21 protein-coding genes are annotated in these 26,503 nt (G+C 38.1%); 4 read left to right on the plus strand and 17 right to left on the minus strand.

The window, feature by feature from the left end:
* Positions 1-116: 116 nt before the first annotated feature.
* The 6 genes from JHD79_RS02265 to JHD79_RS02290 form a co-directional block, all read right to left on the minus strand.
* Positions 117-1,328 (minus strand): efflux RND transporter periplasmic adaptor subunit, encoded by a 1,212-nt coding sequence (locus JHD79_RS02265; RefSeq protein WP_199117477.1) that lies wholly within the window; start codon positions 1,326-1,328, stop codon positions 117-119.
* Positions 1,306-2,697: a TolC family protein gene (locus tag JHD79_RS02270; protein ID WP_233164523.1), complete on the minus strand. Its 1,392-nt coding sequence runs from the start codon at positions 2,695-2,697 to the stop codon at positions 1,306-1,308. The genes JHD79_RS02265 and JHD79_RS02270 overlap by 23 nt, the downstream gene beginning before the upstream one ends.
* Positions 2,681-4,618, minus strand: a complete 1,938-nt coding sequence (locus JHD79_RS02275) for an efflux RND transporter permease subunit (RefSeq protein ID WP_199117479.1) — start codon at positions 4,616-4,618, stop codon at positions 2,681-2,683. Before JHD79_RS02275 ends, JHD79_RS02270 begins: the two co-directional genes overlap by 17 nt.
* A complete protein-coding gene (locus JHD79_RS02280) occupies positions 4,615-5,913 on the minus strand; it encodes an efflux RND transporter permease subunit (RefSeq protein WP_199117480.1) in 1,299 nt (432 codons plus the stop codon). Before JHD79_RS02280 ends, JHD79_RS02275 begins: the two co-directional genes overlap by 4 nt.
* An 80-nt stretch (positions 5,914-5,993) precedes the next feature.
* Positions 5,994-6,344 carry a heavy-metal-associated domain-containing protein gene (locus JHD79_RS02285; RefSeq protein ID WP_199117481.1) on the minus strand — a complete coding sequence of 117 codons (351 nt, stop codon included), beginning with the start codon at positions 6,342-6,344 and terminating at the stop codon, positions 5,994-5,996.
* A 246-nt stretch (positions 6,345-6,590) separates the two neighbouring features.
* A complete protein-coding gene (locus tag JHD79_RS02290; RefSeq protein WP_233164524.1) occupies positions 6,591-6,989 on the minus strand; it encodes a hypothetical protein in 399 nt (132 codons plus the stop codon).
* 194 nt (positions 6,990-7,183) lie between these two features.
* On the opposite strand from JHD79_RS02290, the gene JHD79_RS02295 reads away from it, so the two are divergent.
* The 3 genes from JHD79_RS02295 (at position 7,184) to JHD79_RS02305 (ending at position 9,578) form a co-directional block, all read left to right on the plus strand.
* On the plus strand, positions 7,184-8,005 hold the full coding sequence (locus JHD79_RS02295) for a hypothetical protein (RefSeq protein WP_199117482.1): 822 nt from the start codon (positions 7,184-7,186) through the stop codon (positions 8,003-8,005).
* 167 nt (positions 8,006-8,172) lie between these two features.
* Complete coding sequence (locus JHD79_RS02300; protein ID WP_199117483.1) at positions 8,173-8,469, plus strand: Dabb family protein; 297 nt, start codon at positions 8,173-8,175, stop codon at positions 8,467-8,469.
* Positions 8,470-8,588: 119 nt separating this feature from the next.
* Positions 8,589-9,578 carry a polysaccharide deacetylase gene (locus tag JHD79_RS02305; protein ID WP_233164525.1) on the plus strand — a complete coding sequence of 330 codons (990 nt, stop codon included), beginning with the start codon at positions 8,589-8,591 and terminating at the stop codon, positions 9,576-9,578.
* Positions 9,579-9,604: 26 nt separating this feature from the next.
* On the opposite strand, the gene JHD79_RS02310 is transcribed toward JHD79_RS02305, so the two are convergent.
* Both JHD79_RS02310 and JHD79_RS02315 read right to left on the minus strand, forming a co-directional pair.
* Positions 9,605-10,201 (minus strand): pentapeptide repeat-containing protein, encoded by a 597-nt coding sequence (locus JHD79_RS02310; protein WP_199117484.1) that lies wholly within the window; start codon positions 10,199-10,201, stop codon positions 9,605-9,607.
* Between the two features lie 98 nt (positions 10,202-10,299).
* On the minus strand, positions 10,300-10,875 hold the full coding sequence (locus JHD79_RS02315; protein ID WP_199117485.1) for a TetR/AcrR family transcriptional regulator: 576 nt from the start codon (positions 10,873-10,875) through the stop codon (positions 10,300-10,302).
* Between the two features lie 160 nt (positions 10,876-11,035).
* On the opposite strand from JHD79_RS02315, the gene JHD79_RS02320 reads away from it, so the two are divergent.
* Positions 11,036-11,878, plus strand: coding sequence for an NYN domain-containing protein (locus tag JHD79_RS02320; RefSeq protein ID WP_199117486.1), 843 nt, complete (start codon positions 11,036-11,038; stop codon positions 11,876-11,878).
* A 35-nt stretch (positions 11,879-11,913) separates the two neighbouring features.
* On the opposite strand, the gene JHD79_RS02325 is transcribed toward JHD79_RS02320, so the two are convergent.
* From JHD79_RS02325 to JHD79_RS02365, 9 genes are all read right to left on the minus strand, one after another.
* Entirely contained in the window at positions 11,914-12,537 is a 624-nt protein-coding gene (locus tag JHD79_RS02325; protein WP_199117487.1) for a bifunctional 2-polyprenyl-6-hydroxyphenol methylase/3-demethylubiquinol 3-O-methyltransferase UbiG, read from the minus strand.
* Between the two features lie 463 nt (positions 12,538-13,000).
* On the minus strand, positions 13,001-14,134 hold the full coding sequence (locus JHD79_RS02330) for a TlpA disulfide reductase family protein (RefSeq protein ID WP_199117488.1): 1,134 nt from the start codon (positions 14,132-14,134) through the stop codon (positions 13,001-13,003).
* Positions 14,135-14,188: 54 nt separating this feature from the next.
* Entirely contained in the window at positions 14,189-15,772 is a 1,584-nt protein-coding gene (locus JHD79_RS02335) for a PKD-like family lipoprotein (protein WP_199117489.1), read from the minus strand.
* Between the two features lie 106 nt (positions 15,773-15,878).
* Positions 15,879-16,658 (minus strand): DUF4843 domain-containing protein, encoded by a 780-nt coding sequence (locus JHD79_RS02340; RefSeq protein ID WP_199117490.1) that lies wholly within the window; start codon positions 16,656-16,658, stop codon positions 15,879-15,881.
* A 12-nt stretch (positions 16,659-16,670) separates the two neighbouring features.
* Complete coding sequence (locus JHD79_RS02345; protein ID WP_199117491.1) at positions 16,671-18,095, minus strand: RagB/SusD family nutrient uptake outer membrane protein; 1,425 nt, start codon at positions 18,093-18,095, stop codon at positions 16,671-16,673.
* Between the two features lie 10 nt (positions 18,096-18,105).
* Complete coding sequence (locus JHD79_RS02350; RefSeq protein ID WP_199117492.1) at positions 18,106-21,546, minus strand: SusC/RagA family TonB-linked outer membrane protein; 3,441 nt, start codon at positions 21,544-21,546, stop codon at positions 18,106-18,108.
* A gap of 125 nt (positions 21,547-21,671) precedes the next feature.
* Positions 21,672-22,826, minus strand: coding sequence for a FecR domain-containing protein (locus JHD79_RS02355; protein WP_199117493.1), 1,155 nt, complete (start codon positions 22,824-22,826; stop codon positions 21,672-21,674).
* Positions 22,827-23,022: 196 nt separating this feature from the next.
* A complete protein-coding gene (locus JHD79_RS02360; protein WP_199117494.1) occupies positions 23,023-23,628 on the minus strand; it encodes an RNA polymerase sigma factor in 606 nt (201 codons plus the stop codon).
* A 649-nt stretch (positions 23,629-24,277) separates the two neighbouring features.
* Positions 24,278-26,425 carry a T9SS type A sorting domain-containing protein gene (locus JHD79_RS02365; RefSeq protein WP_199117495.1) on the minus strand — a complete coding sequence of 716 codons (2,148 nt, stop codon included), beginning with the start codon at positions 26,423-26,425 and terminating at the stop codon, positions 24,278-24,280.
* Positions 26,426-26,503: the final 78 nt, after the last annotated feature.

The raw sequence follows: 26,503 nt of genomic DNA on the forward strand, positions 1-26,503 counted from the left end.
GATCTTTAATTTTTCATCAGTATATAATTGTTTTTTATCGGTGATGAGGTTCCCGAACAAACGGAACAGGTATCATGAACATTTATTCATTTCGGTTTGTGAACCTCTTGAATTCATCATGGCTTCATTTTGATAAAACTCTCACTATCTACCAAATAAGCAGCGTTCTTGGCTATCTGTAAATGACCAATATCATCCATAACCTGTATCATACGCGCTATCTTGATACCTGTACGTACTTCTTTTGGGATGAAAACATTAGCTTCCTTACTAAAAACTATGTTTTTTCCACCTAGGTTAATTACTGCCGTTTCAGGCAACCAACCAGATTTTGGTAAAAGCACAGGTATTTTTGCCGTTAGCAGGTCACCTACATGCATTTCGGATTGATTTAGGTAAACACGGGCAATGGCAAATTGCTCCCCATCCTTAAATACGGGCTGGATCATACCTATATGGGCCATTTGCAAAGTATTTTCTTTATCTACCGTTTTATAAAAAGCCAATTTGCTTCCCCGCCTCACCAAGGTTGCCAGATCGGGTTTCAAGGAAAATTCGGCCACCAGTTGCTTTGCATTATAAATGGTAAATACCGTTTGTCCTGCACTTACATATTGACCTTCACGCAATATCAATGACGTATTAACAGGTACTGCTGACACGGCTGTTGTACTTACCGCAGAAGGGCTCCCTCCCATTCCAGCCATTCCTTCTCCTGCAGTAGCATTAACCGCTGTAGAAGCCGACACTACCGGCGTATTGTTAGCCGACCGTTCTAGTATATATCCTTCTACAGGACTATACACAGGAATGCGATAGTTGATTTTTTCACTAGATAGTACTTGCTGAATGGTAGAGGCCGACATGCCCAACAACAACAATCGTTGTTTGGCCTGGGCCAATAGTTGTCCTTCTCCATCATTCTTTTTCAAGAATAGTAATTCTTGTTGTGCCGCCGCCAGGTCCGGAGAATAAACCTCCATGATCAATTGACCTTTTTTAATAGGTTGATAATTATATTTGATCAATAAACGTTCTATCCTACCGCTTACACGGCTGGCTATACTGGACTGGCTACGGTTATCGTAGTTCACTATTCCCTGGGTTTCAATCGTAAATATTTTGGTTTCATAAATTGCCTTAACAACAGGCAGTTTAGCTTCTACTTGTCTATTCACTGGCTGAAGTAAGTGCAACAGGCTACTGTCTATTTGTACTTTGCCCAAATCAATATGTTCCCGTTTGGTTTTAGGCTTACATGAAACAAGAAACAATACGGCAAAGCCCATCAGCACAAGGCTACTTTTAACGATATAATTCTTTTTCATAGTCTGCAATCATGATATAAAGTTTCAGTTTTTCATCCAGTGCATTGTTCTGCATCATGATTAAGGCTTCCCAAGCGTTCAGCACTTCGGGCAGATCCATTTTATTTTCACGATAGCTGAGCATACTTACCGCCAAGTTTTTTTCCAAGGTAGGAATGATCTTACTTTCCAATGCTGTAATCTGTTGTTGCATAGATTTGATCTCGTACTGCATCCCATATAACATACCTTGTGTTTCCTGTAACATGGCCGCTTTTTCTTTTTCCATGGCCTGCACTTCATATTTCATGCCTTTCACTTCTGATTTGTACATCTTAGATGACCAGGGCACAATGGGAATACTTACCATGCCCATTACACTAAAGGCCTTGGGCATCATACCGCTTAAAGGCGACATATGGTCGAAACGCAGTTTAAAATCGGGTCGGCTTTGCTTTTTCATGGCTTCAATGTTCAATTGCATGGACTGAATACCATAATCCATTTTAAGGATGTCTTTTCTAGCCAATGCTAAGCTTGCGGTATCTATGGCCATGGCTGGGATAAATACAGGCCGATAGGTCGAATCAATGGTAAAGTCTGTCTGACCTGAAGTATTCATCAAACTGTTTAACCAGGCTCTGGCCTTAGCTATGGCACTTTCCTGCATCCTTTTCATATTTTCGTTTTCCTCTAGCTTTGCTGCAGTCTGGTATACGCTCCCCAATTTTGATTGGTTAAAGGGATACCTGATCTCTTCGATCTTTTTCATGGTCTGCATCAGCTGGGCATTCTTGTTCAATACCACTAATTTTTGTTGCGCCACTAGCCAACCATAATAAAGCTTTTTAGCTTGGGCCTTTAAGTCATTCAGCGTAACTTCCCTAGCAGCTTTTTCTACCTTGCCTTTAGACTCAATATATTTCTTATTGGCATTGAGCTTCGAATAATTCGGAATATCCTGTTCCAATTGTAACATCAGCGAACCTTTATCTCTTCCATCCATCACCATCTGACCGGGATAGGGCGTCATAAAAGTTCCTACCCCTATCATGGGTGCCATCCATGAAGTAGCAGCTTTTGCGGCATATTGGTAACTTTCGGCCTTTAGTCCATAAGATTGCAATAAGAGGTTATTTTGGTCTATCCTTTGCAGAATAGTGTCTAGTGAGAGTATAGGCCTTTGTGCTATGGTCAAAAGTGGAAATAGTAACAACAACCATAATATTTTAACTTTTAAGGCCACTTTATCGCCCCCACTGTCATGCCCAACCTGATTAGGCATGGTAATACCAAAACAAGAAGCTCCTTTATAAATAATCGTCTTAACATGCAAGCATTCGCGAAGCTGAGGAATTATCAATATATTTTTTTTAATGTTGTACATCATGCACCTCCAATTTTCCATATTTCTTTAATTCATATTCTTTAGCCATGAGAAAGATGAGTGGTGTTACCAATAAAATGTGTGTAGAGGAAGTAAGCACTCCACCAATCATGGGCAATACAATAGGCTGCATCACATCTACCCCTACGCCTGTGGCCCACAACACTGGTATTAAACCAAATAATGATACGCAAACCGTCATTAATTTAGGCCTCAATCTTTTGGCTGCTCCATGAACAACATATTCCCTCAAGTCATTTTTGGTAATCGTTTCACTGGAATTTCCTTTGAGTTTGATGAGCTGTTGCATGGCATCGTTCAGGTAAATCACCATCACAATTCCCGTTTCTACGGCGATACCAAATAAGGCGATGAAACCCACTGCAACGCCTACCGATAGGTTTACTCCCCAGAAATAGATCATATAAGCGCCTCCAATTAAGGCAAAAGGTACGGTAATCAGGCTCAGGAAAGCTTCCCTAATAGAATGGAAGGCAAAATACAGGGAGAAGAAAATGATGAGCAGTACCACTGGGGCTATCCACATGAGAGTCTGTTTCCCCCTGATCAGATTTTCGTATTGTCCGCTCCACTCCAAGAAATAACCTTCAGGCAGGATGCCTTTTTCTTGATTAAGCTTTTCCATTGCCGCTTTCACGGTACTTCCCAAATCTTTATCCCTCACATTGAACATCACCGCACCTCGTAAAATTGCATGATCAGAACTGATCATTGGAGGGCCATCTTCAAATTTAATATTGGCAACAGCCGACAAGGGAACTTCGCCAAAGGCAGAAGACTGCAATGGTATGCGTTGGATGCGCTCTACACTGTTCCTATATTCCTGTCCCAAACGAACACTGATCGAAAAACGTTGTCTGCCTTCAATGGTATTGCCAATGGTAGCACCGCCTAAGGCCGTTTCTACCACTTGGTTCACTTCATCTATATTTAAGCCGTATCGGGACAATTCTTCCCGCTTGATGTCGATGGCAAGATATTTCCCCCCGGTAATGGGTTCTACAAATAAATCACTTATTCCAGGTGTACCTTCCAATGTCGCTTTCACTTTTTCGGAAATATGGGCAATGGTATCCAGATTTTGACCAAATACTTTCACGCCCACATCGGTACGTATACCGGTGGCCAACATATTAATCCGGTTGATAATGGGCTGTGTCCAGCCATTCACCACGCCTGGAATTTGCAGCTTGGCATCCAACTCGGCTACAATGTCTTTTTTGGTCATACCTTCACGCCATTGACTTTTGGGTTTAAGTGTAATGATCGTTTCGATCATGCTAATGGGCGAATTGTCAGTTGCCGTGCTTGCCCTACCTGCTTTACCCAATACCTTGTCCACCTCTGGCAACGATTTAATGATCTTATCCTGTACCTGTAAAATCCTTTTGGCTTCGGCATTAGATACATCGGGCAAGGTAACCGGCATAAACAAGATACTTTGTTCATCCAGTGGAGGGATAAATTCTGTACCCAAGTTTTTAAGTAGAGGAATAGTTATTAATAAAGCAATAACATTAATGGCAATGGTTGTTTTTCTCCATTCCAATACTTTTCTGATGATAGGTTCATATATTTTCTCCAGAAAACGGTTCACGGGATTGGCATGATCAGGTTTAAATTTCCCTTTCATAAAGAAAGAAATAAGCACCGGAGCCAGGGTAATGACCAACAAGGCATCCACTATCATAATGAACGTTTTGGTATAGGCCAAAGGGTGGAATAATTTGCCTTCTTGACCAGTAAGCATAAAAACGGGCAGAAAAGAAGCAATGATAATTACGGTAGCAAAAAACACCCCTCTTGACACCTGTTTGCTGGATTTGGTGATGATTGCCAAACGTTCTTCTTCGCTGATCCACTGCGGTGATTTGCGAAATTTATTTTTTAACCACTGTATCATAATATTTCAGACGATTTTTGGTCAGCCTGCCATTGTGCATAGCGTTCTGACAAATGTTTATAAGCATTTTCGCTCATGATAATTCCATTATCTACAATAACCCCTATAGCCAGGGCAATACCTGTTAGCGACATGATGTTAGAGGAAATACCAAAAGCATTCAATAAAATAAAGCTGGCCGCTATGGTAATGGGGATTTGGATAATAATACTTACCGCACTCCGCCAATGGAAAAGAAAAATGATGACAATCAACGAAACCACAATCATCTCTTCGATCAAGGTATTCTTAATGGAGTCTACCGATTCCTTGATCAATTCACCACGATCGTAAACAATGTCGAATTTTACACCCTTGGGCAATCCTTTGGCCACTTCAGCCATTTTTAACTTTACCTTCTCTATAACTTTGGCTGCGTTTTCTCCATAACGCATTACGACTATCCCTCCTACACGCTCTCCTTCACCGTTCTGGTCAAAAATACCCAACCTGGTTTCTCCCGTCATTTGTACAGTGCCCAGATCAGACACTCGAATGGGGGTACCATTTTGATTCTTTACCGGAATATTGCCAATCTCATCAATAGATTTAAGATACCCTGAAGTCTTAATGATATAGCCGATATCGCTCATTTCGAATTTGCGCCCGCCCGCCTCATTATTGTTACTCCTCACCGCAGCAATTACCTGTGGCACGCTCAGCTTATAATACAAAAGCTTATTGGGGTCTATAGCAATTTGATACTGTTTTTGAAAACCACCGAAAGAAGCAATTTCACTTACCCCGGGTACATTTTGAAGGGCAAATTTCACATACCAGTCTTGTATGGCCCGCTGTTCTCCAAGATCTAAGTTGGGTGCATCGAGTGTATACCACAATACATGGCCTACACCTGTTCCATCTGGTCCCAATTGTGGAGCAACCCCATCTGGCAATGTTTTAGAGATCGTACTAATTCGTTCCATTACCCTTTCCCGTGCCCAATAAACATCCACATCGTCCTCAAAAATGACATAGATAAAACTCATTCCAAACATGGAAGATCCTCTTACATATTTAATCTTGGGAATACCCTGTAAGTTGGTTACCAAAGGATAGGTTACCTGATCTTCTATCAGTTGGGGGGAACGGCCCATCCATTCGGTAAAAACGATTACCTGGTTTTCGGAAAGGTCTGGAATGGCATCAATAGGATTTTTCTTGACCGCATAAACACCCCAAACAAATAATGCAATAGCCAGCAGTAATACCATAAATCGGTTACGCATTGACCATTCTATAATGCTATGTACCATGTTTTAATAACCCTCTTTCTTTATTATTTGTGACCCGTCATTGCCTTTCACGATGTTACTCGCAATGACGGGTTGCTGAACTAGTGTGCTTTTTCTGTTTTACCGGTACGGTCATATTTACAACAGCCCGGCAAATTGTCATATGTTTCATTTTTGGCCTTCATTTTAGGCGTATCATGACCCAGGTCAGCTATTTTTTGCTGAATAGCTTCATTGTTAATTTTCGCACTATCATAACTTACAGTTAAAAATTTGGTGTCTTTGTCCCAAACTGCCGAAGTGATGGCTGCATCTTTAAGACCTGTTTCAATACGTTTTTTACACATACCACAATTACCCAATACTTTGATTTTGTCGGTTTTAGTTTGGGCAAAAGCTGCACTTCCAATCATAGTCAATGCTACAATAGCAATCGTTTTTAATGCTTTCATGTTTAATTTTTTTGTTGTCGATCAAAATGCTTACATAAGCAAAGCACAAAGGAATCAACGGATTAATAAATTGGTTTTTGGATAAAATGGCTTGAATAGCCAATTGGGTAGTCTACCATGTCATTTCGAACGTAGGTGAGAAATCTGTAGTGAAAATGCTTCAAACTAAAATAGATGTCTTTTCACTAAACTCATCAAAATGATGATGATAGCAAAAAACCCAATCAATAAAAGAAAAAGGGTATTTTAAATCCTGTAAGTACAGTTTTTAATAAAAAGGGGAAGTTGCTGCCCTAAAGGAGGGGCATTACTATTGATCTCGTAAGCAATAGTGCTTACCAAAGGAGTCGATTCGGCCGTAATAGGCTTTAACGAAGGTAAAATAAAAACCTGCTGCTCAAATTTGTAAATCTGCGCATTTGTTTTCTGCGCTTGGTCTACCTTTGCCTGATGTTGTACATCCTTACAGCAAGATTTTTTTGCAGTTTCTTTTTTCTCCATTCCACAGAAACCACAAGCTTTCTTTTCAGATTTAACTAGGCTCCAATCTACCAGTTTGCCCATGCAATAATGAAGGTGCACACCTGCTCCACTGGCAATTGCCAGATAAAAAACAGCCATAAAGGTTAACAGTACTTTTTTCATTATTTAACAAAGATGAAGAAAAAGAAGGAAAGGTTTTTATATAATTTTTAATTTTTGTTATAGAATTGAAAGCAACTGTTAATTATTTAAACTTTAAAATTTGGTTAATCGTTACTTGAGTTACTCCATACCTCTCCATTATTAAAATAAAATGATGCAACATTCATTAAACTTTATCGTCCTTAAAATTAAAAATGAAAAAACAGCTCATCCATTTACCAACAAGTCTAATTTTAATTTTTATTTCGTTAAATCATGTTCTAGCTCAACCTAAAGTTGTTGTTTTGGGTAGCGTTCATTTTCCTACTCAAAAAGTAAATGCTGATTCTCTTTTTAACATCTTACAAAAATTTAAACCTGATATTATTTTGCTCGAAGCAGACTCAAGCAATTTTTATGATGATTTTACCTTCAAACATCTTTATGACGAGAATGAATATATTGCCACCGTAAGATATAAAATGAAAAATCCTTTGGTTAACATTAGGCCTATTGAATTTGAAGGTAGGAATAGTTATAGAAAAAGTATTGGAATATATCCTGAAGCAGGGCCTGTATGGCAAAAACTAAATCAGCTTAACAACGAAAAAAAATTCAATAAAGAGGAGCAGAAAATCTGGGACGAATTAGCTTACCTAGACTCTGTTGCAAGCGCTTATAAAAATGCCAGCTTACAAAGCATTAACCAACCCAAAATTGACCAAATCATCAACAACTTAATCATATCCAAATATTTATCAATTAAAAAAATCGTAGATACCAACCCTGTATTTGCAGAGTCAAAGCTAATTGATGCAAAAAAAGATACCGTGACCATGAGACAATATTTTGCATTATGGGCAAATTTTGAAGGCAACCTAAGAAACAACGCCATTGCCAGCAATGTGATGAAACAGATTAAACTAAACCCTGAAAAAAAAATCATCGTCATTACAGGTTTTTATCATCGACCATTTATTTTAAATAAACTGGCAGAAAACAAAATTCCTACCCATGAATTTTATCAAATAAAATAGTTTCTAGAATTGACGATATGGGTTAATCGTTTGAACTGTTTAATTGTTGAAGCTGTAGAAATAACACCGACCTAATAAAACTTCTAGAAATAGATCTATGAACAATTAACCAAATAACCAATTTAAACAGTTAACCAATTTTTCTATCTTCGTCCCAAAAAAAAAATATGATTGCACACCATGTATTATTTTGGTTAAAAGCCGATACCACCGAAGCACAAAAAGAAGCTTTTTTAGCTGGCCTTAATTCTTTAGAGCAAATTGAAGTTGTTCAAAAATTTCATGTGGGCACTCCAGCACCTATTGAACGTTCTGTAGTTGATACCACCTATACTTTTAGCTTGATTTTATTTTTTGATGATCTGGCTGCTCATGATGTATATCAGGTACATCCTATACATAAAGCCTTTTTAGATGAATTCAGGATTTATTTTGAAAAGGTGATCATTTACGATGCACAGTAAAAAATAAAGAGGAGGATAGTGGTTAGTTTTTGGCTGTACACTTTTTAAGATAGATATGTTTATATTTAAGTTAAGTATAGCCAAAAAAGTAATCACCTCATAAGCCCTATCAAAATAGCATGAAAACCTCTCGTCATTTTATCCTCCCAGCAATCTTATTAATAGTACATTTGGTTATAAACTGCCTGTCGGCAACAGCACAGACTATCATTACCAACTACAAAGTCAGATTTGCAACCGCCGATGACCAAGGAAAAAACCTGATTATTTTACGCCAGTTCGAAAAAGATGGCAAAACCTGCTATCTGACGGTCAACCCACAAGACATGACGACTAAAATCATGGCCGCAACCACACTTGCCAAATTTAGTCCCTGTTCATTTGATCAATTAAAGTCGACCTTAATTACTTCACCTTATATCAAAGCCTTAATACAGACACAAGCAGCCGCATTACCCTTACAAAATGCAGGCATTACCCATGGTTTTCCCAAAGAAAAGGGCATTACCTTAACCATAGATCTTTGCCCATCGCACAAAGGGCTCGACCGTAACTTGTTCACCTCCATTATCAATGCTTTTCAGTATACGGAACGTCCCGTCCCTGTTGCACTTTCATTAACGGGTCGTTTTTCTCTTACCCATCAGGATGATATGCAATGGCTAAAGAGTCTGGTCAGTTCAGGAAAAATTAGCATTACCTGGGTCAATCATACCTATAACCACTATTATAATCCTTCTTTACAGCTCAATAAAAATTTCCTTTTAGCTGCTGGCACCGATATAGATTTCGAAATTTTGGGATTGGAAGTATCCATGCTAAGGGAGGGATTGATGCCTTCGGTATTTTTCAGGTTTCCCGGTCTGATTTCCGATCAACAACTTGTTGACAAAATTAGCAGTTATGGCCTTATTCCCATTGGCAGTGATGCTTGGCTTGCAAAAGGGCAACAGGCCAAGGCCGGCAGCTTGGTGCTTATCCATGGTAATGGGAATGAACCCATAGGCGTACAGGATTTTATCAAATTGCTTGGGCAAGAAAAAACGGCCATAAAACAACAGCAATGGCTGTTATATGACCTTACAAATGCAATTTCCAATGAATTCTAATCACGATTAAACAAAATTGCCAACGGTTAATCCCGATTTTCATCAATATCCAGATGATATTTATAAAGCAAGCCGTTAAGGTTCATTATAGAGAATTTGGCCTTTCTCATTTTATTCATATCTGGATCAATACCAAAGTTATAGGCCGTTCTAAAATCTGTCCTTTCCAAAGTAGTATTCAAAAAAGTAGCCCCAATTAAATCGCAATTCCCAAAAACCGCTTCGGTCAAATCAGTTTTGGTAAAATCTACTTCCTTCAAGGAGCAATCTATAAAGTTTGTCTTCCTCAACTTTGTGCCAAAAAAAGTAGAATAATCAAGGTAGGATTTTATAAAAGAAAAGGAAAACATGAGCCTGTTGCACCTGGTAAAATTAACTCCTAGTATCTTACACTCTGTAAAGATTGCATCTCTGAAACCTGCACCATCAATCACAGCCATAGAGAAATTACATTGTTTAAAGTGACAGCCTTCAAAGTCATTGTTGCGCAAATCACTTTTTGTAAAGTTGCAGTTTATAAATTCGCACCTGACAAACGCTCTGTTCAACAACTTTTTCTCGGTATAATCAATATTTGTAAATGTTTTATCCTCATGGACAACGGATTCTTGAGATTCGCTCATAAAAAAGATTTTATAAAATGATGGAAGAATAAATAGTAAACTGGTTAACAGCATTCAGAAAACCAGAACTTAGATGGCCAGCACAAGACATAAATACTTCATGGTTTTCTTTTTAAATAGTCAATTATATCCTGCTTATTCTTCTCGGTTAGCACAGCATAACCCAAGTTTTCGGTGTACCATATGCCATCGGCAACCAACATGGTGATCAGTCCGTGTACATCTATATCCCCCTCTGGCGGCAATATATTTTCCTGATACCAACGATCCCACATTTCCTTATAATGCCCATAGGCCATAATGGCCTGAAGAACAATTCGCATTTTCTTTCTATAATGCTCATCATCACTCTTACTGACAATAAATTTCAGATAGGCCAAACTACCATCTTTTTCTAAAGGACCACTATCCAACTTATATTGTCTTACCGATTCGGTCAATTCATCAAGCCCTTGTTTCATCATTTCCTCCAATAACTCTTCCTTGTTCCTAAAATGATGTATGATACCTCCCTTACTCAGTCCGGTCTGATCGGCAATGGCCTTAAAAGTAACCTGATGCCAATCTTCTCTCGCTCCAATCTCGGTAGCTGCATCAATAATCAATTGCCTATTCACTTCCGGCTCCTTTTTACGTTTATAAGCATTCTCCATAACATCAAAGATACCAAACATCCGGTTTGTTATAAAATCATTTTTCAGCTTTCTTATCTCTTTTAAAAGCGAAGCTCTTAATTGCTTCGTTAAGCATTTATAATTGCCACGATAATCTGCTTAAGTAAAGAATGTCTAACTTTAACCTATATTTGGGAAAAAGATTTATAAACTAAACTCCATGAAGTTGGAAAAAGATTTAAAACTTGCGGTATTAATCGATGCAGACAATGTACCCTATGTACATGTAAAGGAAATGTTCGAGGAAATTGCTAAATATGGCACTCCAACTTTTAAAAGGATTTATGCAGATTGGACCAAACCAACGGTTTCTGGCTGGAAAAAAGTGCTCTTGGAAAATGCCATTACCCCTATACAACAGTACAGCTATTCAAGCGGAAAAAATTCGAGCGACAGTGCGCTAATTATCGATGCTATGGATATCCTGTACACTGGAAAAGTGGATGGTTTCTGTATTGTATCTAGCGATAGTGATTTTACCCGTTTGGCTACCCGGCTACGTGAAGCCGGCATGAAGGTTATTGGCATAGGTGAAAAAAAGACTTTAAAACCCTTTATAACGGCCTGCGATAAATTTATCTATATTGAGATACTTAGTCTCAACCCACTTCCTGTTGAAGACACCACCCTCCCCAACAAAGAAGAAACCTCCATAAAATCACAAAAAGTACAACCTTTGAGCACAGTCGATTCGGGGATCATCAAGCTTTTTTCTGACAGTATTAGTGATCTTGCAGATGAGTCTGGCTGGGCCTACCTTGGTGACCTTGGCAGTTTAATGATCAAGAAAAAACCCGATTTTGATTCCAGAAACTATGGTTTCACCAAATTGCTCCCATTGATCAAGAGCATAGAAGGACTGGAAGTGGATGAAAGGGAAAGTGGTAAGGGCAATGTAAAACATATCTACATTAGAAAACAGTTAAATAAGGTTCAAAAAAGCCCAAACAGAAATCAATCATCCAAAAGAAAACCAAACAAGAAAACCGAAAAACAACATTAAAATTTAGATAGAAGTTGTTGCTATAGCCAATCTATCTATTTTTCTTTTTTACATTTAATTAAAAAAAATGGCTGGTTCTCCTTAATTTCTATGATTTCAAATAGTCCGAATTTTCCAAATGCTGATTGAATTGATATTCTGTCGTAAAAAAACATCTTCACTCCTTCAAAGATTTCATAACGATCTTTGCTTATAAGCTTACCCTTTTCATAATTGGGTGCTTCTTTGGAAATGGCCGTAAAAATCATATAGCCATGATCTGATAGTTGGCGATAACAATCCTCGATCAATTTCTTCCGTTCACTGGCATCAAGTAGATGGATCAGCGCATAACAGAATATGCCTTCGTACAGGTAGTTATCGAATGGCATGTCGGTTACAGATCCATGATGAATCATCATCTCTCTTCCATAATGCTTTCTTGCCATTTCAATAGCCGTTTTTGAGATCTCAATTCCTGTTACGGTTATTGCATTTTCTTTGAAAATCTGCGCATTTCTGCCATAGCCAATTCCCGGAATAAGTATATTTTTTACTGATTTCTCTATAAAAAAATCTTTTGCCAATATGGCCGATCTTGAAGGTTCAAGACCCCACATTTCTTGCTTTTCAATAAAACTAGATTCCCAAAATTCAGGTTTTTCACTTTCATTTACCATAACCACCCTTTAACGCCATAAAGTTGCAATATACAAGGAAATGTGGATCATTTAATAAACGAAGTTAAGACCACAGAGCTAAAATCAATAGCCCATTATTCTGCCAATAAATAACGTACGTGCTTATCACTATCTTGTATAAAATTAGCATAAGCCTTAAAAAGCGCTGTTTCTTTATACCTTTTGGTTGTTATTCCTATTTGTCTGAACCCATAAACAATTTCTCGGAGATAGGCAATAAGAATTGGAAGTGGGTAGCGATAATAAATTTCGACCTGGCCTTTTGCCAATCAGTAAGAAGATTTAGCTATTTAAGATGGTTTTTGTTACAAAAAAAACTTTATCAATGAGCAGTTCGAAAAAAAATCATTTAAAGTTTTTAAGAAGTTAAGTCTTGCCAAGATGAAGATCACCTTAACAAGACTTACTTTAGCACATTGGATTTGGTGAGCCTGTTAATGCACTATTTGCCGTTCGTTTCACTGCCTATCAATTCGGCAAGTTTAGTAGCAAGCCTTTCTCCTCTAAGACCTTTGGCAATAATCTTTCCATTTGGATCGATCAGAAAATTTGACGGGATGGATTTTACACCATAGGCTCTGGCCGCTTCGTTATCCCAAAATTTAAGATCAGACACTTGGGGCCACTCCAATTGATCGTCGGCTATTGCTTTTATCCAGGCATCACGAGCATCGGGTTTATCTAGTGATATGCCCAATATGGTAAAACCCTTATCCTTAAACTGATGGTATGCTTTAACCAAATGCGGGTTTTCTTTTCTGCACGGCACACACCAGGAAGCCCAGAAATCAATTAGGACGTATTTCCCCTTAAAATCGGCCAAACTTACAGGTTTTCCGTTAACATCATTTTGGATAATTGTAATGGCTGGTTGTCCAATTTTAGTTTTCTGAGCTGCTGTAAAAGTTTCTGCAGCGGCTTTCCCCGCTTTAGTTTGCCTAACTTCTGGCGACAAGGCCAAAAATACCTTCTCTGCCTCATCTAAAAGTTTTTCTTTTGAAGCTAACGATGTTAAAGCTTCTATGCTAACAAAGGAATTAGGATGTGCTTTGGCAAATGCAAGCTGTATCTGCAATAACTTTTCTGTGGCTTCTGTATAACGCTTAGAGAAAGACCTCATAAATTCGGCTTCTCTTTTTTGCTGAGGGGTTGCTTTCTGATACGCTACATTTACCGTATTTATCTCATCTTGTGCCGATTTGGCCAATTCCCTAAGTACTGCCTCATCTGCATTCACAGCAGATCCTGTAATTTGTGCATATTTCAACGAATCGGCAACAGCAATTAAAATGGTAGCTGGTTCTAAATATAGGACCAATGCATCTTTCTTATCCCCTTTTATTTCGGGTTTTAGTGACAAAGTACCTTTTGAAGGCTCATTAATGCGTCCTTTAAAGGAAAATTGTCCTTTATTTATAGTACTTGAATCTAATACATTTCCTGTTTTAGAGAAGTAGGATAGGTAAACTTTTTTGCCATCTTTGAGTGCACCTGCCTTACCTTTAATTGTAAATGACTGCTGTGCAAAAACCGAAAATGGCAATATCAACACCGCAAATAAAATTATTTTTTTCATATTCAAAATTTAATACTGATGATTAATCATGCGAAATCCGCACTAATTTTATGTTTAAAGCTCACTGTAGGCTATATCTACTACTTTGCCTAAACCGCTAAAGGTTTCGGTAGAGGTAGTCAGATTTCCCATTAATGCAGATGCCACAAAAAATTCGACTGTTCCCGAAGTGTTTGGATTCTGTACGTCATAACTGGCCACAATAATACCATAGCCTGGGGAAAGCAGTCTTCCTGAAATATTTGTTGAAGAACTCGTTAAGGTAAGCCTATTCACTTTTAACAGCGATATCGCCCTACTCCCATAATCCTTGGCTACTTTAACAGTTTTATTATCCATATCATACTGGTAGAGCTTACTACCACTCACATAAAATAAGTAGCCATATTGTTGATCGAGCACAAATTTATCTGCTGTGGCGATACCAGTTAATCGATCGGTAATATCTTCAAAGGAAGTTACATTAATGGTAATGGCAGTAGCTGTAGTAGTAGGATAAGGAAAACCAAGTCGTGCTAAATAATAACGACCAGCATCTTTTAATATCGCAACGGCTTGCCCATTAAAAGATCTTGTATATCCCATCCAAACCAAATCCTTACCTACATTGGCCAAATTAAGTCCCTGTCCAGATATATTTAGCACAGTAGCCCCAACCGAAGACATAAAGCTTCTGAGGAAACGTTTGTTCTGGGTATCGAAAAAGATGGCATGCATAGCCGTATTATATGGAGCGGCAAAATGCTCTGATATTGGGAAAGTACCAGCAATACCTGATATACGGTTAACTGGCGTACCATATAAGGAGTAAACTTGATGGTATAGGTAAAGTTGGTGGTCTTTATAAGCATATGCACAAGCTGTAGTCCCTGGATATATCGCCGAAACGGAAGCAGGTTCTCCCGAAACCGTTTCATTGCTAAAAGCATAGCGTAACTTATCCCAAGTAAAACCTGTGGTCACATTAATCCATTCAGTTTCCTTGTCTGTATTGATATAAAGACGATAATGCGAACTGGCGTTAACCCCATCTTTATTGTAAAAAGCCGTAATTGACAGCGGTTTGCCACTAAGTTGCATTGAATTACCTGTATTAACATCCTTTATAAGTGAGGTTAAATCACGATAAATGACGGGAAAGGAATTCCAAGTATCTCGATTTTCTTGGTAATAATCTAATCTCGATTTACCCGAAATATCATTCAGTACAAACCAACCACCAGGCTGGAAAGCTCCAAATACTTCAAGATTAAACCTTCTTTGCCAAGTAATGCCTGTTGATTTTTGTTTAACTACATAATATACCGTGTATCTGCCTATAGGCAATGGAAGTGCTACATCCAGGTTTTTTTCGGTATGTATAATTTTCTTAGTAGAGGTATTACCGGTATAAGCAGCCCATTCGTAACTATAATCGTTTTCGTTAAAAGATGTTCCACGTAGAAACTTAAGTTCTGGCTGAATATTAGCAGAAATACCCGTACTGTACTGATAGCTTTCCAATATATTGCCTATCGCTAGTGAATCTATTTGATCATAGGTATAATTCCCTAAATCTTTACGGCATCCGGTAACCATAATACTTATTCCTACCAAAAGGGTAATGGCCACAAGGACGCCCTGATATTGTTTTTTCATTTGCATAAATTTGTTTTTTGATGAAACCGTCGGCATAAATCCGAAGATGTTAAGCCATGATGTTTCATAATTTCCATTTAAACATGTTAATGTTATTATGATCTAACTAACCTGCATATTGACCCATTTTGATTACTTCTCCTTTTTCATCCAAATAGATACGTCCTTCTGCGGCTTCTTTGTTAAGCCAATAGAACATATATCTTGAGTAGGAAAGTACCTGTGTAACGGTTGGTGCGGTAGCAGAAGTATCATAAAAGAAAGCGGGGTCTAGTTTCAATACTTCTAACATGAGATCTACCTTTTTACGCGAATATGTACCAAAATAAGACAATACGGCGGTGGCCCTAACAGAGGTTGTCCATAAGTGGGAAATACCCGCAATATCATCCACCAAGACCGTATACTTAAGGTAAATTTTAGTTGGATCAACCAAGCGAGTAGTAAAGGTCTCATTTTCTTCTAAAAGTAGATCTATTGCAAACTGAGTAGTGGTCATATCGGCAGTTCTGTTAATCTTCAACAACAGGGTATCTACCACCCTACCAGCACGAATAACGGGTTCGCGAAGGAAAGCGTAATGATGATTGGCTATTGCCGTAGTGGCATCAGTAAGTTTTAGCTTAAAAGGCCTATCTTGATTACTTGGATACCCGGTAACCGCTACAGGGATAGCCACTATTGAATCTTTCACACTATAGCCCTCGTAACCAAATGATATGGTTTTTATCAGCTGGGTTTTGGCATTAATGGCTTCTTTAAAATACACGCTACTACCGTTGGCGGTCTCATCATATAAGGTTAAGTCTTTTTTCTTACACGACCAAGTTGCCAAAACTAAAGTAGCCACTATTAAAGTAATTGATAATTTATTTCTGTTATACATATAACGTACAATTTAACGTGAATTAAGCTCCGAATCAGGTATCGGAAATACATAAGTAGAAAGCGCTATAGAGAAATTACCTGCTCCAGATACGGTATTTGGACTAGGTATGCTCGTAAATTGATTACGCTTATAATAATACCATAACTGCCCTTCACCATAAAACTCTTTCAAATATTCTTTGGTAAGTTCGCTCCTTAAGTTATTGTAATTGGTAATATTCACCAATAGATTTCTCTTCTGCCTCACCGTATTTAGGTAATCCAAAGCCTGATTTTGGTCTGTTTCGCACTCTGCCGCTATGTAATAGGCTTCACTTAGTCTAATTAAGGGAATGGTAAACCTACGGGTGAGCGTAGAAGTAGACATGTCCTGATATTTGATAAAGGTCCTGAAAGTAACTGCACCACCAGAAGGATATGGCCAAGAATATACAAAGCGATAATCGCCTTGGTTGCCTTCATATACATTATCCACATAGTTACTTGGTCCTGTAGAAAGAATACGCAATTCTGATATACTGGAAGAGAACAATAAGTTCTGCTGTTCATAAAGTTTATTGTTAAAGGTGCCAAAGAGAATTTCGGTAGAGAATATCCTATTTGCATCTGCTGCACTTCCTGTAACCTCTGCATGGGTAACCCAAGGAAACTTAGCCGCATTGGCAATTACTTGCTTAACCAGTACCAATGCTTTCGCTTTATCAGCTGCCTCGCCTCTCCACATCAATGCTCTAGCTTTGAGCACCAATGTAGCATACAGATTCAATCGATAATTATTATAGTTATCTGTGCCATTTTGATTAATAATGGGGTCTTTACCTAAATAAACGATTGCCTGATCTAAATCTTCCAAAATATATTGGAGCACTACATTTGCAGGTAAGAAACTGCCTACTTCTGCACCAAGGTTACGATAATAAGGTATAGAAGGTGCCATAGGATTTTGAGCATATACCGGTCCAAAAAGACGCAAAAGATCGAAATGGGCCAAAGACCTAATTGCTAAAGCCTCTCCCATGTACTGCTCTTCTTGAGCTTTGGTTAATACACCAGGGTATTTTTTAAGATTGGCCAAAAACTGGTTGGCATTGCCAATTACTTCATATAATCCCTTCCATATATTGTCTATAGACGCTTTAACGGTCTCATCTTCGTAATTATGGTGGATAAAATTATAATACCTTGAATTAGTTGCATAAGCATGGTATCGATGTGCAAACAAGTCCAACTTGTCCAAGGTGAGATTTTGTCCATAGAGATTATTGGAACCAAGTTTTAGGTACAAGGCATTTATTACCTCGGCCACACCTCCTCTCGAGGAATAAATCTGTTGTTCTGTTAATTTATCCTCTGGCTGTACATCGAGCCATTTACTGCATGAACCTAATAATATAGGTAATACAAGGATAAAAAATAAGTATTTTAATTTCTTCATAAGATTTACATTATTGGATATTTGCCGTTAAGCTAAATGAAAAAGATCTGGCGAAGGGATAATCTACACCGCGTTCTCTTCTTACCGTTGAGAGGTAAAACAGATCGTTGGTAAATCCATTTAACCTTAAATTAGAAACGCCCACTTTATCCATCCATTTATTCTTTTTAAACTCATATCCTAAGCTTACAGATTCTATAGATAAAGCGTTTTCTTTTTGTACAAAACGAGACGACATATTGGTGGTACTGGTTAATGAAACAGCCCTAAATTGTGCCTGGTCTCCTGGTTGTTGCCACCTGTCATATAATGCCCTGGCATCTAAATTGTTGTTAATAATCCTATTCAGTGATACGTTCTCCACCTTGTTAAAAAGCGCATCGTTCCAAACGTCTCTATTAATTATGTAACGCGCATACACTGCAAAGGTTAGCCCCTTATAGGACAAAGTGTTACTAATCACTCCCTGGAAATCTGGACGACTGTTACCCACTTTAACCACGTCGTCATAACTGTAGGTAAAGCTTTGGGTACCATCTTTTTTGAGAAAAATCTCTCTACCGCTGGCAGGATCTATGCCCAAGGAAGGTACGGTCCATAGGTCATAAAAATCGTAGCCATCTTTATAACGTGTAAGCGAATTTAGTGACTGCAGGCTTTCATTTAATCCCGATAGAATATTATTAAAGCCATTGTATTTTTGGCTCATCACCGTACTTGTTACCCCTACAAACCAAGTAAACCTTTCTGCAGGTTTATATATTGGCGCAAAGCGGATATTAGCTTCTATCCCTTTGGTATTTAAATTGCCAGCATTAATGGCATAGTCGGCCAATGAGGTAGAAGTAGGCAAACCGATGGCAATTACTAATGGGTTTGTATACTTGCGATAGGCATTAACCTGTAGGGTGAACCTATTGTTAAACAATGCCGCGTCTAAGCCTAAATTCGTCTGATAGGTATTCTGCCATTTCAAGTTGGCATTGCCCAATTTTGTCAGTTCTACGCCCTGTCCAAAATAATTAAAACTCGTCATGTAGCTATAAGTAGATATGGAAGTTGCAGAAGTGAAATTCTGGTTACCTGTTACCCCATACGAAGCTCTTAGCCTTAAATTATCAATCCAGTCAGCAGCTTTCAGGAACTTTTCCTTATTGATGTTCCAACTTAAACCAAAAGAAGCAAATGGTTGATAGCTATTTTGAACCCCAAAAGATGTAGATCCATCATAAGTAAAGGAAACGTCTGCATTATACCTTTCGTCATAAGAATAATATCCATTAGCAATCAAAGAATTACGTCTTGAAACACTATTCACAGCAAGAGGACTACCATTTTCCTGATAACCATAGGCAAAACGTGGATTACCATTGGTAGAAGTAGGAAAACCTTCAGCTATAAAACCTTTAAGTCTGTTGGTCTTGTCTTGTAGTTCTGCCCTCAAATTGACCTGATAAGCATGCTTACCTGTATGTTTGGCATAAGAAACCATGGCGTTAGCGGTATAAGATAAGCCCGTAGTTTGCTTGTATTGGTAGGTTCCCTTTTTCAGTTGCTCTACATCTTCAAAACTAGTATGCAATGGTGATTTGAAGACATTTGTAGCAGTAGAACTATTAGAAACCTGGAGAGAACCCTGTATTCTTAAAGCTTTAGACAGGTCGTAAATAAGCTGTAGATTGTTTGTTATAGAAACATTACTGGCATAATCGAAACTATTTAAGCTTGCATTATAGAGTGGATTACTTACACGAATATAACTTGTTGGTACATTAGGATTGTAGTAAGTGTTACTATTCGAATCATAAAAACTGAACACATACGGTTCAGCTGCACTGACCTTTTCATAATAAGGGTTCATATTTACCCAGGTAGAAAAGCTACCATAGTTAGATTCGTCGGCCCTATAGCCATTTACATAAGCGTTGTTATTTATTTTGAGTTTATGGCTACGATAAGATAAGTTAAGACGAACTCCCCAATCTTTTCGACCAGAACCATTCATAGTGCCACGTAACACACGATAATTACCCCCAGCATTAAAAGTCAATGCTTGTGACCCACCTTCTGCGTATAAAGTATGGCGTTGCGAAAAACCTGTTTGCAAAGGGTCGCTTAACCAATAAGAGTTAACGCCACTGACCACTTGCTGTAGTTTTTGCGAATACAAGGGGTCATAATAAGCATTTTGCATTTCGGGATAGGCTGATGGGGCATTGTAAACACCCGACAACTTTTCAAACTGAAGTTTTTCCGATGCATTCATCATGTTGTATGCGCTTAAATCTGGATATTCTAAAGTCATATCGGTGGTATAGCCTAAGCGAATTTGTCCTGCCTTTGGCTGAATGGTTTCTACTACCACTACCCCATTAGAGGCACGAGAACCATAAATGGCTGTTGAAGCAGCATCTTTTAGTACCGTAATAGAAGATACACGGTTCATGTCTAAATCTACAATTGTTCTTAGCGAAGCCTCAAAACCATCTAAAATAAACAATGGTTGGTTCGGATCGTCTGAAAACTCGTCGCGGAGCGATGTGGTAGTAATACTGGTTTGTCCGCGTAATTCTATAGTTGGCAAAACATTTGGATTTGAACCAGCAAGATTGTTCTCAATCAATAAAAACGAGGGATCTAATGACCTTAAACTCTGGATTACATTCACATTTCCAACAGCCTTAAGTTCTTTGCCCAAATAAACGGATGCTGCCCCTGTAAAAGTTTCCTTATCACGCACCGTCATACCGGTAGCCACTACAGCAACTTCTTTCATTTCGGTTACGGAAGGCTTCAAAGTTATGGCACCCAGCTGAGCTTTTGCCGCTATTTTAGTGGGCACATGCCCCAAATAAGACACTTCGAGTATGGCTCCATCAGCTACGCCTATGAGCTGAAAATTACCCTCTCTATCGGCTGCGGTCTGCTTGTTGGTTCTTTTGCCATCTTTGTCTAAAACAAATATGGTAGCTCCCGCTAAGGGCTGGCCTTTCTCATCGATTACACGGCCGATAATAGGTTCTTGGTAGGCCATGTTTAGCGAAATATTAGTGCCATTGGCCATTTTCTTTGGCGTAATATTGATCAGCTTATCTTTTATGGTATAGGATAAGGGCTGGCCTTCAAAAATAAAGGGCAATATTTCAAGTAGTTCTTGGTCATTGATTTTTGCAGAAACTGGCGCAGCCTTATCTAAATCGCGATCATTGTATATAAAAGCGTAACCGCTTTTTTTCCTAAGTTCCTGCAATACACTTTTCATAGGAGCATTTTTAACTTCTATATTAATTTTTTGTGCATGTGTATAAGCAGCTACTTCGAAAGTAAAAAAAAACGTCAAAAACAGGGTTAGTTTCATGATCAATCTGTAATATGCCAGCATGTTATTGCCAAGCCTTCCCTTCAAGCGAAGAATACGCCCGGATTCCTTGACAAGTATGTTATAATCCATACATTTGTATAGTTAGGTTAATGATTAATAGGTGTTAGCATTTATCTCTTTTTTATGGCCTGGCAATTAGCCGTAGGTGTTCGTAGCATCTGCGGTTTTTTATGTCCAGCCCAATGTTTTTTGGGTTAAGTTTTTATCATAATTCTCCTTCCATTAATTTCAAATTTGACATGTATCTGTTCTTCGAGCGCCTGTAATATGGCAGATAGATTTGTGTTCCTCGGTATTTCCCCAGATAGTGTCTTATTAGCTTTAATGACATCTATATTCACAAACTCTACATCATACCATCGTTCAAGCTGCCTAAAAACATCGTGTATATCCTGATCGTTAAGCACGATCAGATCTTCCTTCCAAGCAATATAATCTTGTGTATTGACTTTGTTGATTGTAAAGATATCTCCCTTAATGATGGCTTGGTCGCCCGGCGCAAGCACCTTGTATGCTCCCCTTACCGAGGTAAGTGCTATTTTACCATGCACCAAAGTAGTGGTCGCCTTGTCATCACTATAGTTGTTGATGTTAAATGCCGTGCCCAACACCTTAATCGTCTGTTTTGCAGTCTTCACAACAAAAGGATGCTCGCTATCATGTTGTACTTCAAAATAGGCCTCCCCCTGCACTTCAACTACACGCTCTGCTCCCTGAAAAGTACTTGGATATTTCAGTGAACTGGCCGCATTTAACCATACCTGGGTGCCATCTGAAAGCTTAAGCTTATACTTTCCAGCCCTTGGAACGACCAACTTTAGGTATTGTGAGTTGCTATGATCCAACAGCACAGTACCATCGTCATAACGGATCAGGTGATCTGTTACATTGATACCTTCCACATTTTCTTTAAGTGCTATAGACTTTCCGTTAGCCAGTACCAAAGTTGCCTTATTGGTGCCTGGAGGTATATCTTTGATCGTAGAAAAATGTTGAGTTGAACCAAGTCGGTTACTAAGCGGATAAAAGAGTAAACCTACAGATAGAAACACTACAATAATGGCCGCCGCGTAACGCCAATAAAGCGGTATAGGCACCTGTTTGTTTCTTTTCATCTTGTCTAAACGTTGTTGAACCCTATTTTCTAAGCCTTCCACTATAGCATCTATGTCCTGGTCAGCAATAGCTCCATTTTCCTCGAATCTATTTGCTTCTTCTGTTATGCTATTTTGCAGCTGTGGCCCCAACGAAGGGTCGTCAATATATCTTTCCAGCTCTTTGGCTTCTTCAGCCGTTAGGCTATCCCGCATATATTTTTTAAAAAGCAGCTGTAGTCTTTCTTCTTTCACTTTATGTATGATTGCGTTTTTATATTAACCCTATACGTTCCTATGCAAAAAAGCAATGATTGCTAATCAAAAAAAAATCACAAAAAACTGATTAACAGACAAATAATTTTAAAAAAAACATCGGTTATGAATACAATCATTGAAAAATCTTCATAGCTTTCCCTATTTTTCTTCAGCAGGAAAGCACTAACGATGGTTAGTTTAAATTTGAGAAAATATAGCCTAAAGCCAGAATTGTAGCGACACCCGAATTGTCTTTTAGATACCCCCGCAATAAACGATTGGTTTTGGTAATATGTGAATTAACGGTCGCTATAGAGATAGACAGTAATTTACTCACCTCATCGTAGCTTCGCCCCTCCAGTTTACACAGTGTAAATACCTTTCTAGATTGTTCCGGAACCTGTGCAATAATTTGGTCCAATAGCTCCCGATTTTCTTTTAAGTATAAGCTTTCTTCAATATGGCTATAAGCTTCTTTGGACTGTACATTTCTATAGGCTAAAACAAAACGCTTTTCGCGGTTAGCTTTACGTATCATATCAAAAACCAGATTTTCGCCAATATGGAACAGATAGGCTTTTATGGGCAAGTCTGGATTTATCTTTTTTCGATTGATCCAGACCCGTACGAATAATTCCTGCAGTACCTCTTCGGTATCTTCCGGAGATCTTAAAATATGCAAAATCCGTTTGGCCAACACCCTTTTATAGGTTTCCATCAGCTTCTTGAAGGCCAATTGATCTCCATTTTGCAACTTTAACAATAAGCTATGTTCTTCTATATCCAACGGAGATTGCATGTTAAAATATGGTATGGAGCTAATGTCAAAGCCAATCAAATATCTACTATATATATAGGACAAATATACTATTAAAACTGACTTTTTAAACTATATATAAAACTTCAGGAAAATTAGTAAAGTGCAATCTATTGCCCTAAACTATATCTATAAAATTCTTGCCCCTCAAAAGTGATTTTTTATATTCTTTTTTCCAAATTAAAAAAAGAAGTCCCTTGTGATTTCCCGTTTAAGGCAATAGAAAGATCTGAATTTTTAAATTTTCCGATTTTCATTTTCGAATAATTCTCCTGAACGTCTTTTAAGTTCATTATTTGAAATCATAAACTATGCTTAATATATCAAACGAATCAATTACAAAATAAAAAAACCGCAAAAATAAGAAGGTTTTGTACCAATCGACAAAAATACGTTGAACATTTAAACTGATTTTATTGCATATAGACTCTAAAAAATAAAGTCTTGTCAAAGCTTTGAATACCTTAACAAGACTATTTCAGCAAAAAAAATTAGCAAATTCTGGTAATCGTTTTTTAGCTTTTTTAGCTGAAAACATGGAGAAATACCTCTTCTTATATTGATGTTGATATTGTAGAGATTTATGTAATAATTAGATACATCATGGTAAAGAAAAATGCTATATGGACTATTACAGCTTAATTACCCTTGAAAATCCATTGCCATTCGCTCCTGTTAATTTGATGATATATGTACCTGCTACCAAACCAACTAAATTTATACTTACTTGCTGCTCAGTGCTACTTATGTTGCCCTCAAGTACAGTTGTGCCCTGCAAACCGATTACGCTATATTTGCTATAATTACCTGCAGTTACGGCTATCGTTGCCTGACCATTGGTTGGATTTGGATAAATATTTAAATTAGCAGATAAATTTATTTTTACCGCTTGGGTAGCCAGGTAATTAACTTTTCCATCTAGATCTTCCTGCTCCAATTTATAGTAGTAGGTACCGCGAACAACCGTTTTATCTGTATAACTATAACTGAGTGCCGTAACATTAGTGCTTATACCTTTTACTTTTGTTAGCACTTCATAATGCTTTCCATTGGTACTACGGCTGATGATATATTGTCTATTATTCGTTTCTGAGCCAACTTTCCAGTTTAGCTGTGCACCTTCTGTAATTACTTTTGCCATAAAGCTGATCAATGACACCGGTAATACAGCATGGTACTCTACAGCGCCAATATCAATAGTGCCATTTTTTCGGATTCTACCATTAAAATCAATTGTACTATTGTTATAGCTATCATTACCAGCATCTTTGGCTGGACTAGTGTTTTGGGGCGCTAAAAAACCTATATGTCCAGGTGTTGTACTTATAAATAAAGGGTTTACATTGGCTTGATTGTTTTGGCCAGCCGATAAATATTCCGTATGCTGAATAATGTTGTAGTCGAAACCTCCAAGCAAAGTTGTTGCGTTAGCCACGTACAAATCTGGCGTGTTAGTACCGCTGGTTGCTACCGTGAAAGTGTTACTGAAAAAGATGTTATTATAAACATAAGTCTTTTTGTCGGCATATGTGGTTCCGCTGTTCACTCCTGAAACGTGCACCCCAGCACAATAATTTGCCGCAGCACCTGCACGGGTATTTCTATTTTCATAAAATGTGTTGTTGGTAAAAGTGGCTCCATAATTAAGATTATTTTCAGATCCATAAGCCGAGCCGGTAGCATTAGTGCTGTTTTTATAAAAAATACAGTTTAAGAAGTTCACTCTTCCATTATAATTATAAACAGCACCTCCCCCATTTCCAGTCGCCGTATTTTCTGAAAATAAACAATTGGTAAAAGTTGGAAAACCAACGCGAATATCTACTGCTCCGCCTCTACCATTACCACGATTGAGTTTAAACGTACAATTTGTGAATGTAGGACTACTGGTATGTATGCCCACGGCACCTCCATATCCACCAAAATTCTCAGAAAAAACGGTATTTGTGATATTCGCATTACTTGATACCACCAGTGACATGCCCGAACCATAATTGTAGCCTCCTGTTTTAGGCGTAGCATTCATATTGAAAGATTTGGTGATCTCACAATTGTCAATAGTTGGACTACTATTGTTAATGTAAAATCCAGAGCCACCACCACCTAAGGTATCTCCGTCTCCATTTGCCCTGTTAATGGTTACCGTAACATTAGAAATTCTAAGATCATCACTAGATTCCAAAATGTAAATACCCCCACCAAGTCTTCGGTCTATCGTTTTGGAGTTAACAGTTAGTGTTGAGCTCGTATTAGCAGCAGCATCTCCTTTGGTGACCGTAAATCCATCAAAAATTGTAGGGTAGGTTATAGAAAGGACAAGCACTACATGATATGCATTATCGGCTTTATTTAAAGTCATATAGGAGTTGATATTTGAGCTATTCTCATCCACATCATTCCCATTCAAATCGCCACTTAATAGGGTTTCATTTCCTGCAATCCGCTGGGTTTCGTTAGCTTCTGTACCTGCAAAACCACCATAAATATTCACACCATTTTTAAGCACAAAAGCATTATCCCTGTTTGTAACATCAATTACATGAGGTGTATTGGCAGGTCTATTTGGCACATAAGTGCCCCTTGCTACAAAAATTTTGTCTCCAGCTTGGGCCGTATTAATTACATCCTGCAAGTCTTTTGAGGCCATTCCCCAACTTGTAGCTGTAGCAGCAGCACCTGTTCCATCAGTTTTAACATAATAGGTTGTTTGTGCGCTAACATTAAGAGCAAATAAGCTCAGACATAAAATGCCTAGTGTTTTCAAGTAAAATTTTCTCATACGTTTTAATTTATTAATGGTCATTTATATATTTTCGGACGATATTAATGAGCTCGCGAGCTCGATTTTGGTTATTTA

The sequence above is a fragment of the Pedobacter sp. ASV28 genome, from assembly GCF_016428855.1.
GTDB lineage: Bacteria > Bacteroidota > Bacteroidia > Sphingobacteriales > Sphingobacteriaceae > Pedobacter.

Excerpts from the sequence above, each read along its gene's own strand:
- JHD79_RS02265 (WP_199117477.1), bottom strand. The coding sequence starts at position 1,328 with ATGAAAAAGAATTATATCGTTAAAAGTAGCCTTGTGCTGATGGGCTTT.
- JHD79_RS02270 (WP_233164523.1), bottom strand. The coding sequence starts at position 2,697 with ATGATGTACAACATTAAAAAAAATATATTGATAATTCCTCAGCTTCGC.
- JHD79_RS02275 (WP_199117479.1), bottom strand. The coding sequence starts at position 4,618 with ATGATACAGTGGTTAAAAAATAAATTTCGCAAATCACCGCAGTGGATC.
- JHD79_RS02280 (WP_199117480.1), bottom strand. The coding sequence starts at position 5,913 with ATGGTACATAGCATTATAGAATGGTCAATGCGTAACCGATTTATGGTA.
- JHD79_RS02285 (WP_199117481.1), bottom strand. The coding sequence starts at position 6,344 with ATGAAAGCATTAAAAACGATTGCTATTGTAGCATTGACTATGATTGGA.
- JHD79_RS02290 (WP_233164524.1), bottom strand. The coding sequence starts at position 6,989 with ATGAAAAAAGTACTGTTAACCTTTATGGCTGTTTTTTATCTGGCAATT.
- JHD79_RS02295 (WP_199117482.1), top strand. The coding sequence starts at position 7,184 with ATGAAAAAACAGCTCATCCATTTACCAACAAGTCTAATTTTAATTTTT.
- JHD79_RS02300 (WP_199117483.1), top strand. The coding sequence starts at position 8,173 with ATGATTGCACACCATGTATTATTTTGGTTAAAAGCCGATACCACCGAA.
- JHD79_RS02305 (WP_233164525.1), top strand. The coding sequence starts at position 8,589 with ATGAAAACCTCTCGTCATTTTATCCTCCCAGCAATCTTATTAATAGTA.
- JHD79_RS02310 (WP_199117484.1), bottom strand. The coding sequence starts at position 10,201 with ATGAGCGAATCTCAAGAATCCGTTGTCCATGAGGATAAAACATTTACA.
- JHD79_RS02315 (WP_199117485.1), bottom strand. The coding sequence starts at position 10,875 with ATGTTTGGTATCTTTGATGTTATGGAGAATGCTTATAAACGTAAAAAG.
- JHD79_RS02320 (WP_199117486.1), top strand. The coding sequence starts at position 11,036 with ATGAAGTTGGAAAAAGATTTAAAACTTGCGGTATTAATCGATGCAGAC.
- JHD79_RS02325 (WP_199117487.1), bottom strand. The coding sequence starts at position 12,537 with ATGGTAAATGAAAGTGAAAAACCTGAATTTTGGGAATCTAGTTTTATT.
- JHD79_RS02330 (WP_199117488.1), bottom strand. The coding sequence starts at position 14,134 with ATGAAAAAAATAATTTTATTTGCGGTGTTGATATTGCCATTTTCGGTT.
- JHD79_RS02335 (WP_199117489.1), bottom strand. The coding sequence starts at position 15,772 with ATGAAAAAACAATATCAGGGCGTCCTTGTGGCCATTACCCTTTTGGTA.
- JHD79_RS02340 (WP_199117490.1), bottom strand. The coding sequence starts at position 16,658 with ATGTATAACAGAAATAAATTATCAATTACTTTAATAGTGGCTACTTTA.
- JHD79_RS02345 (WP_199117491.1), bottom strand. The coding sequence starts at position 18,095 with ATGAAGAAATTAAAATACTTATTTTTTATCCTTGTATTACCTATATTA.
- JHD79_RS02350 (WP_199117492.1), bottom strand. The coding sequence starts at position 21,546 with ATGGATTATAACATACTTGTCAAGGAATCCGGGCGTATTCTTCGCTTG.
- JHD79_RS02360 (WP_199117494.1), bottom strand. The coding sequence starts at position 23,628 with ATGCAATCTCCGTTGGATATAGAAGAACATAGCTTATTGTTAAAGTTG.
- JHD79_RS02365 (WP_199117495.1), bottom strand. The coding sequence starts at position 26,425 with ATGAGAAAATTTTACTTGAAAACACTAGGCATTTTATGTCTGAGCTTA.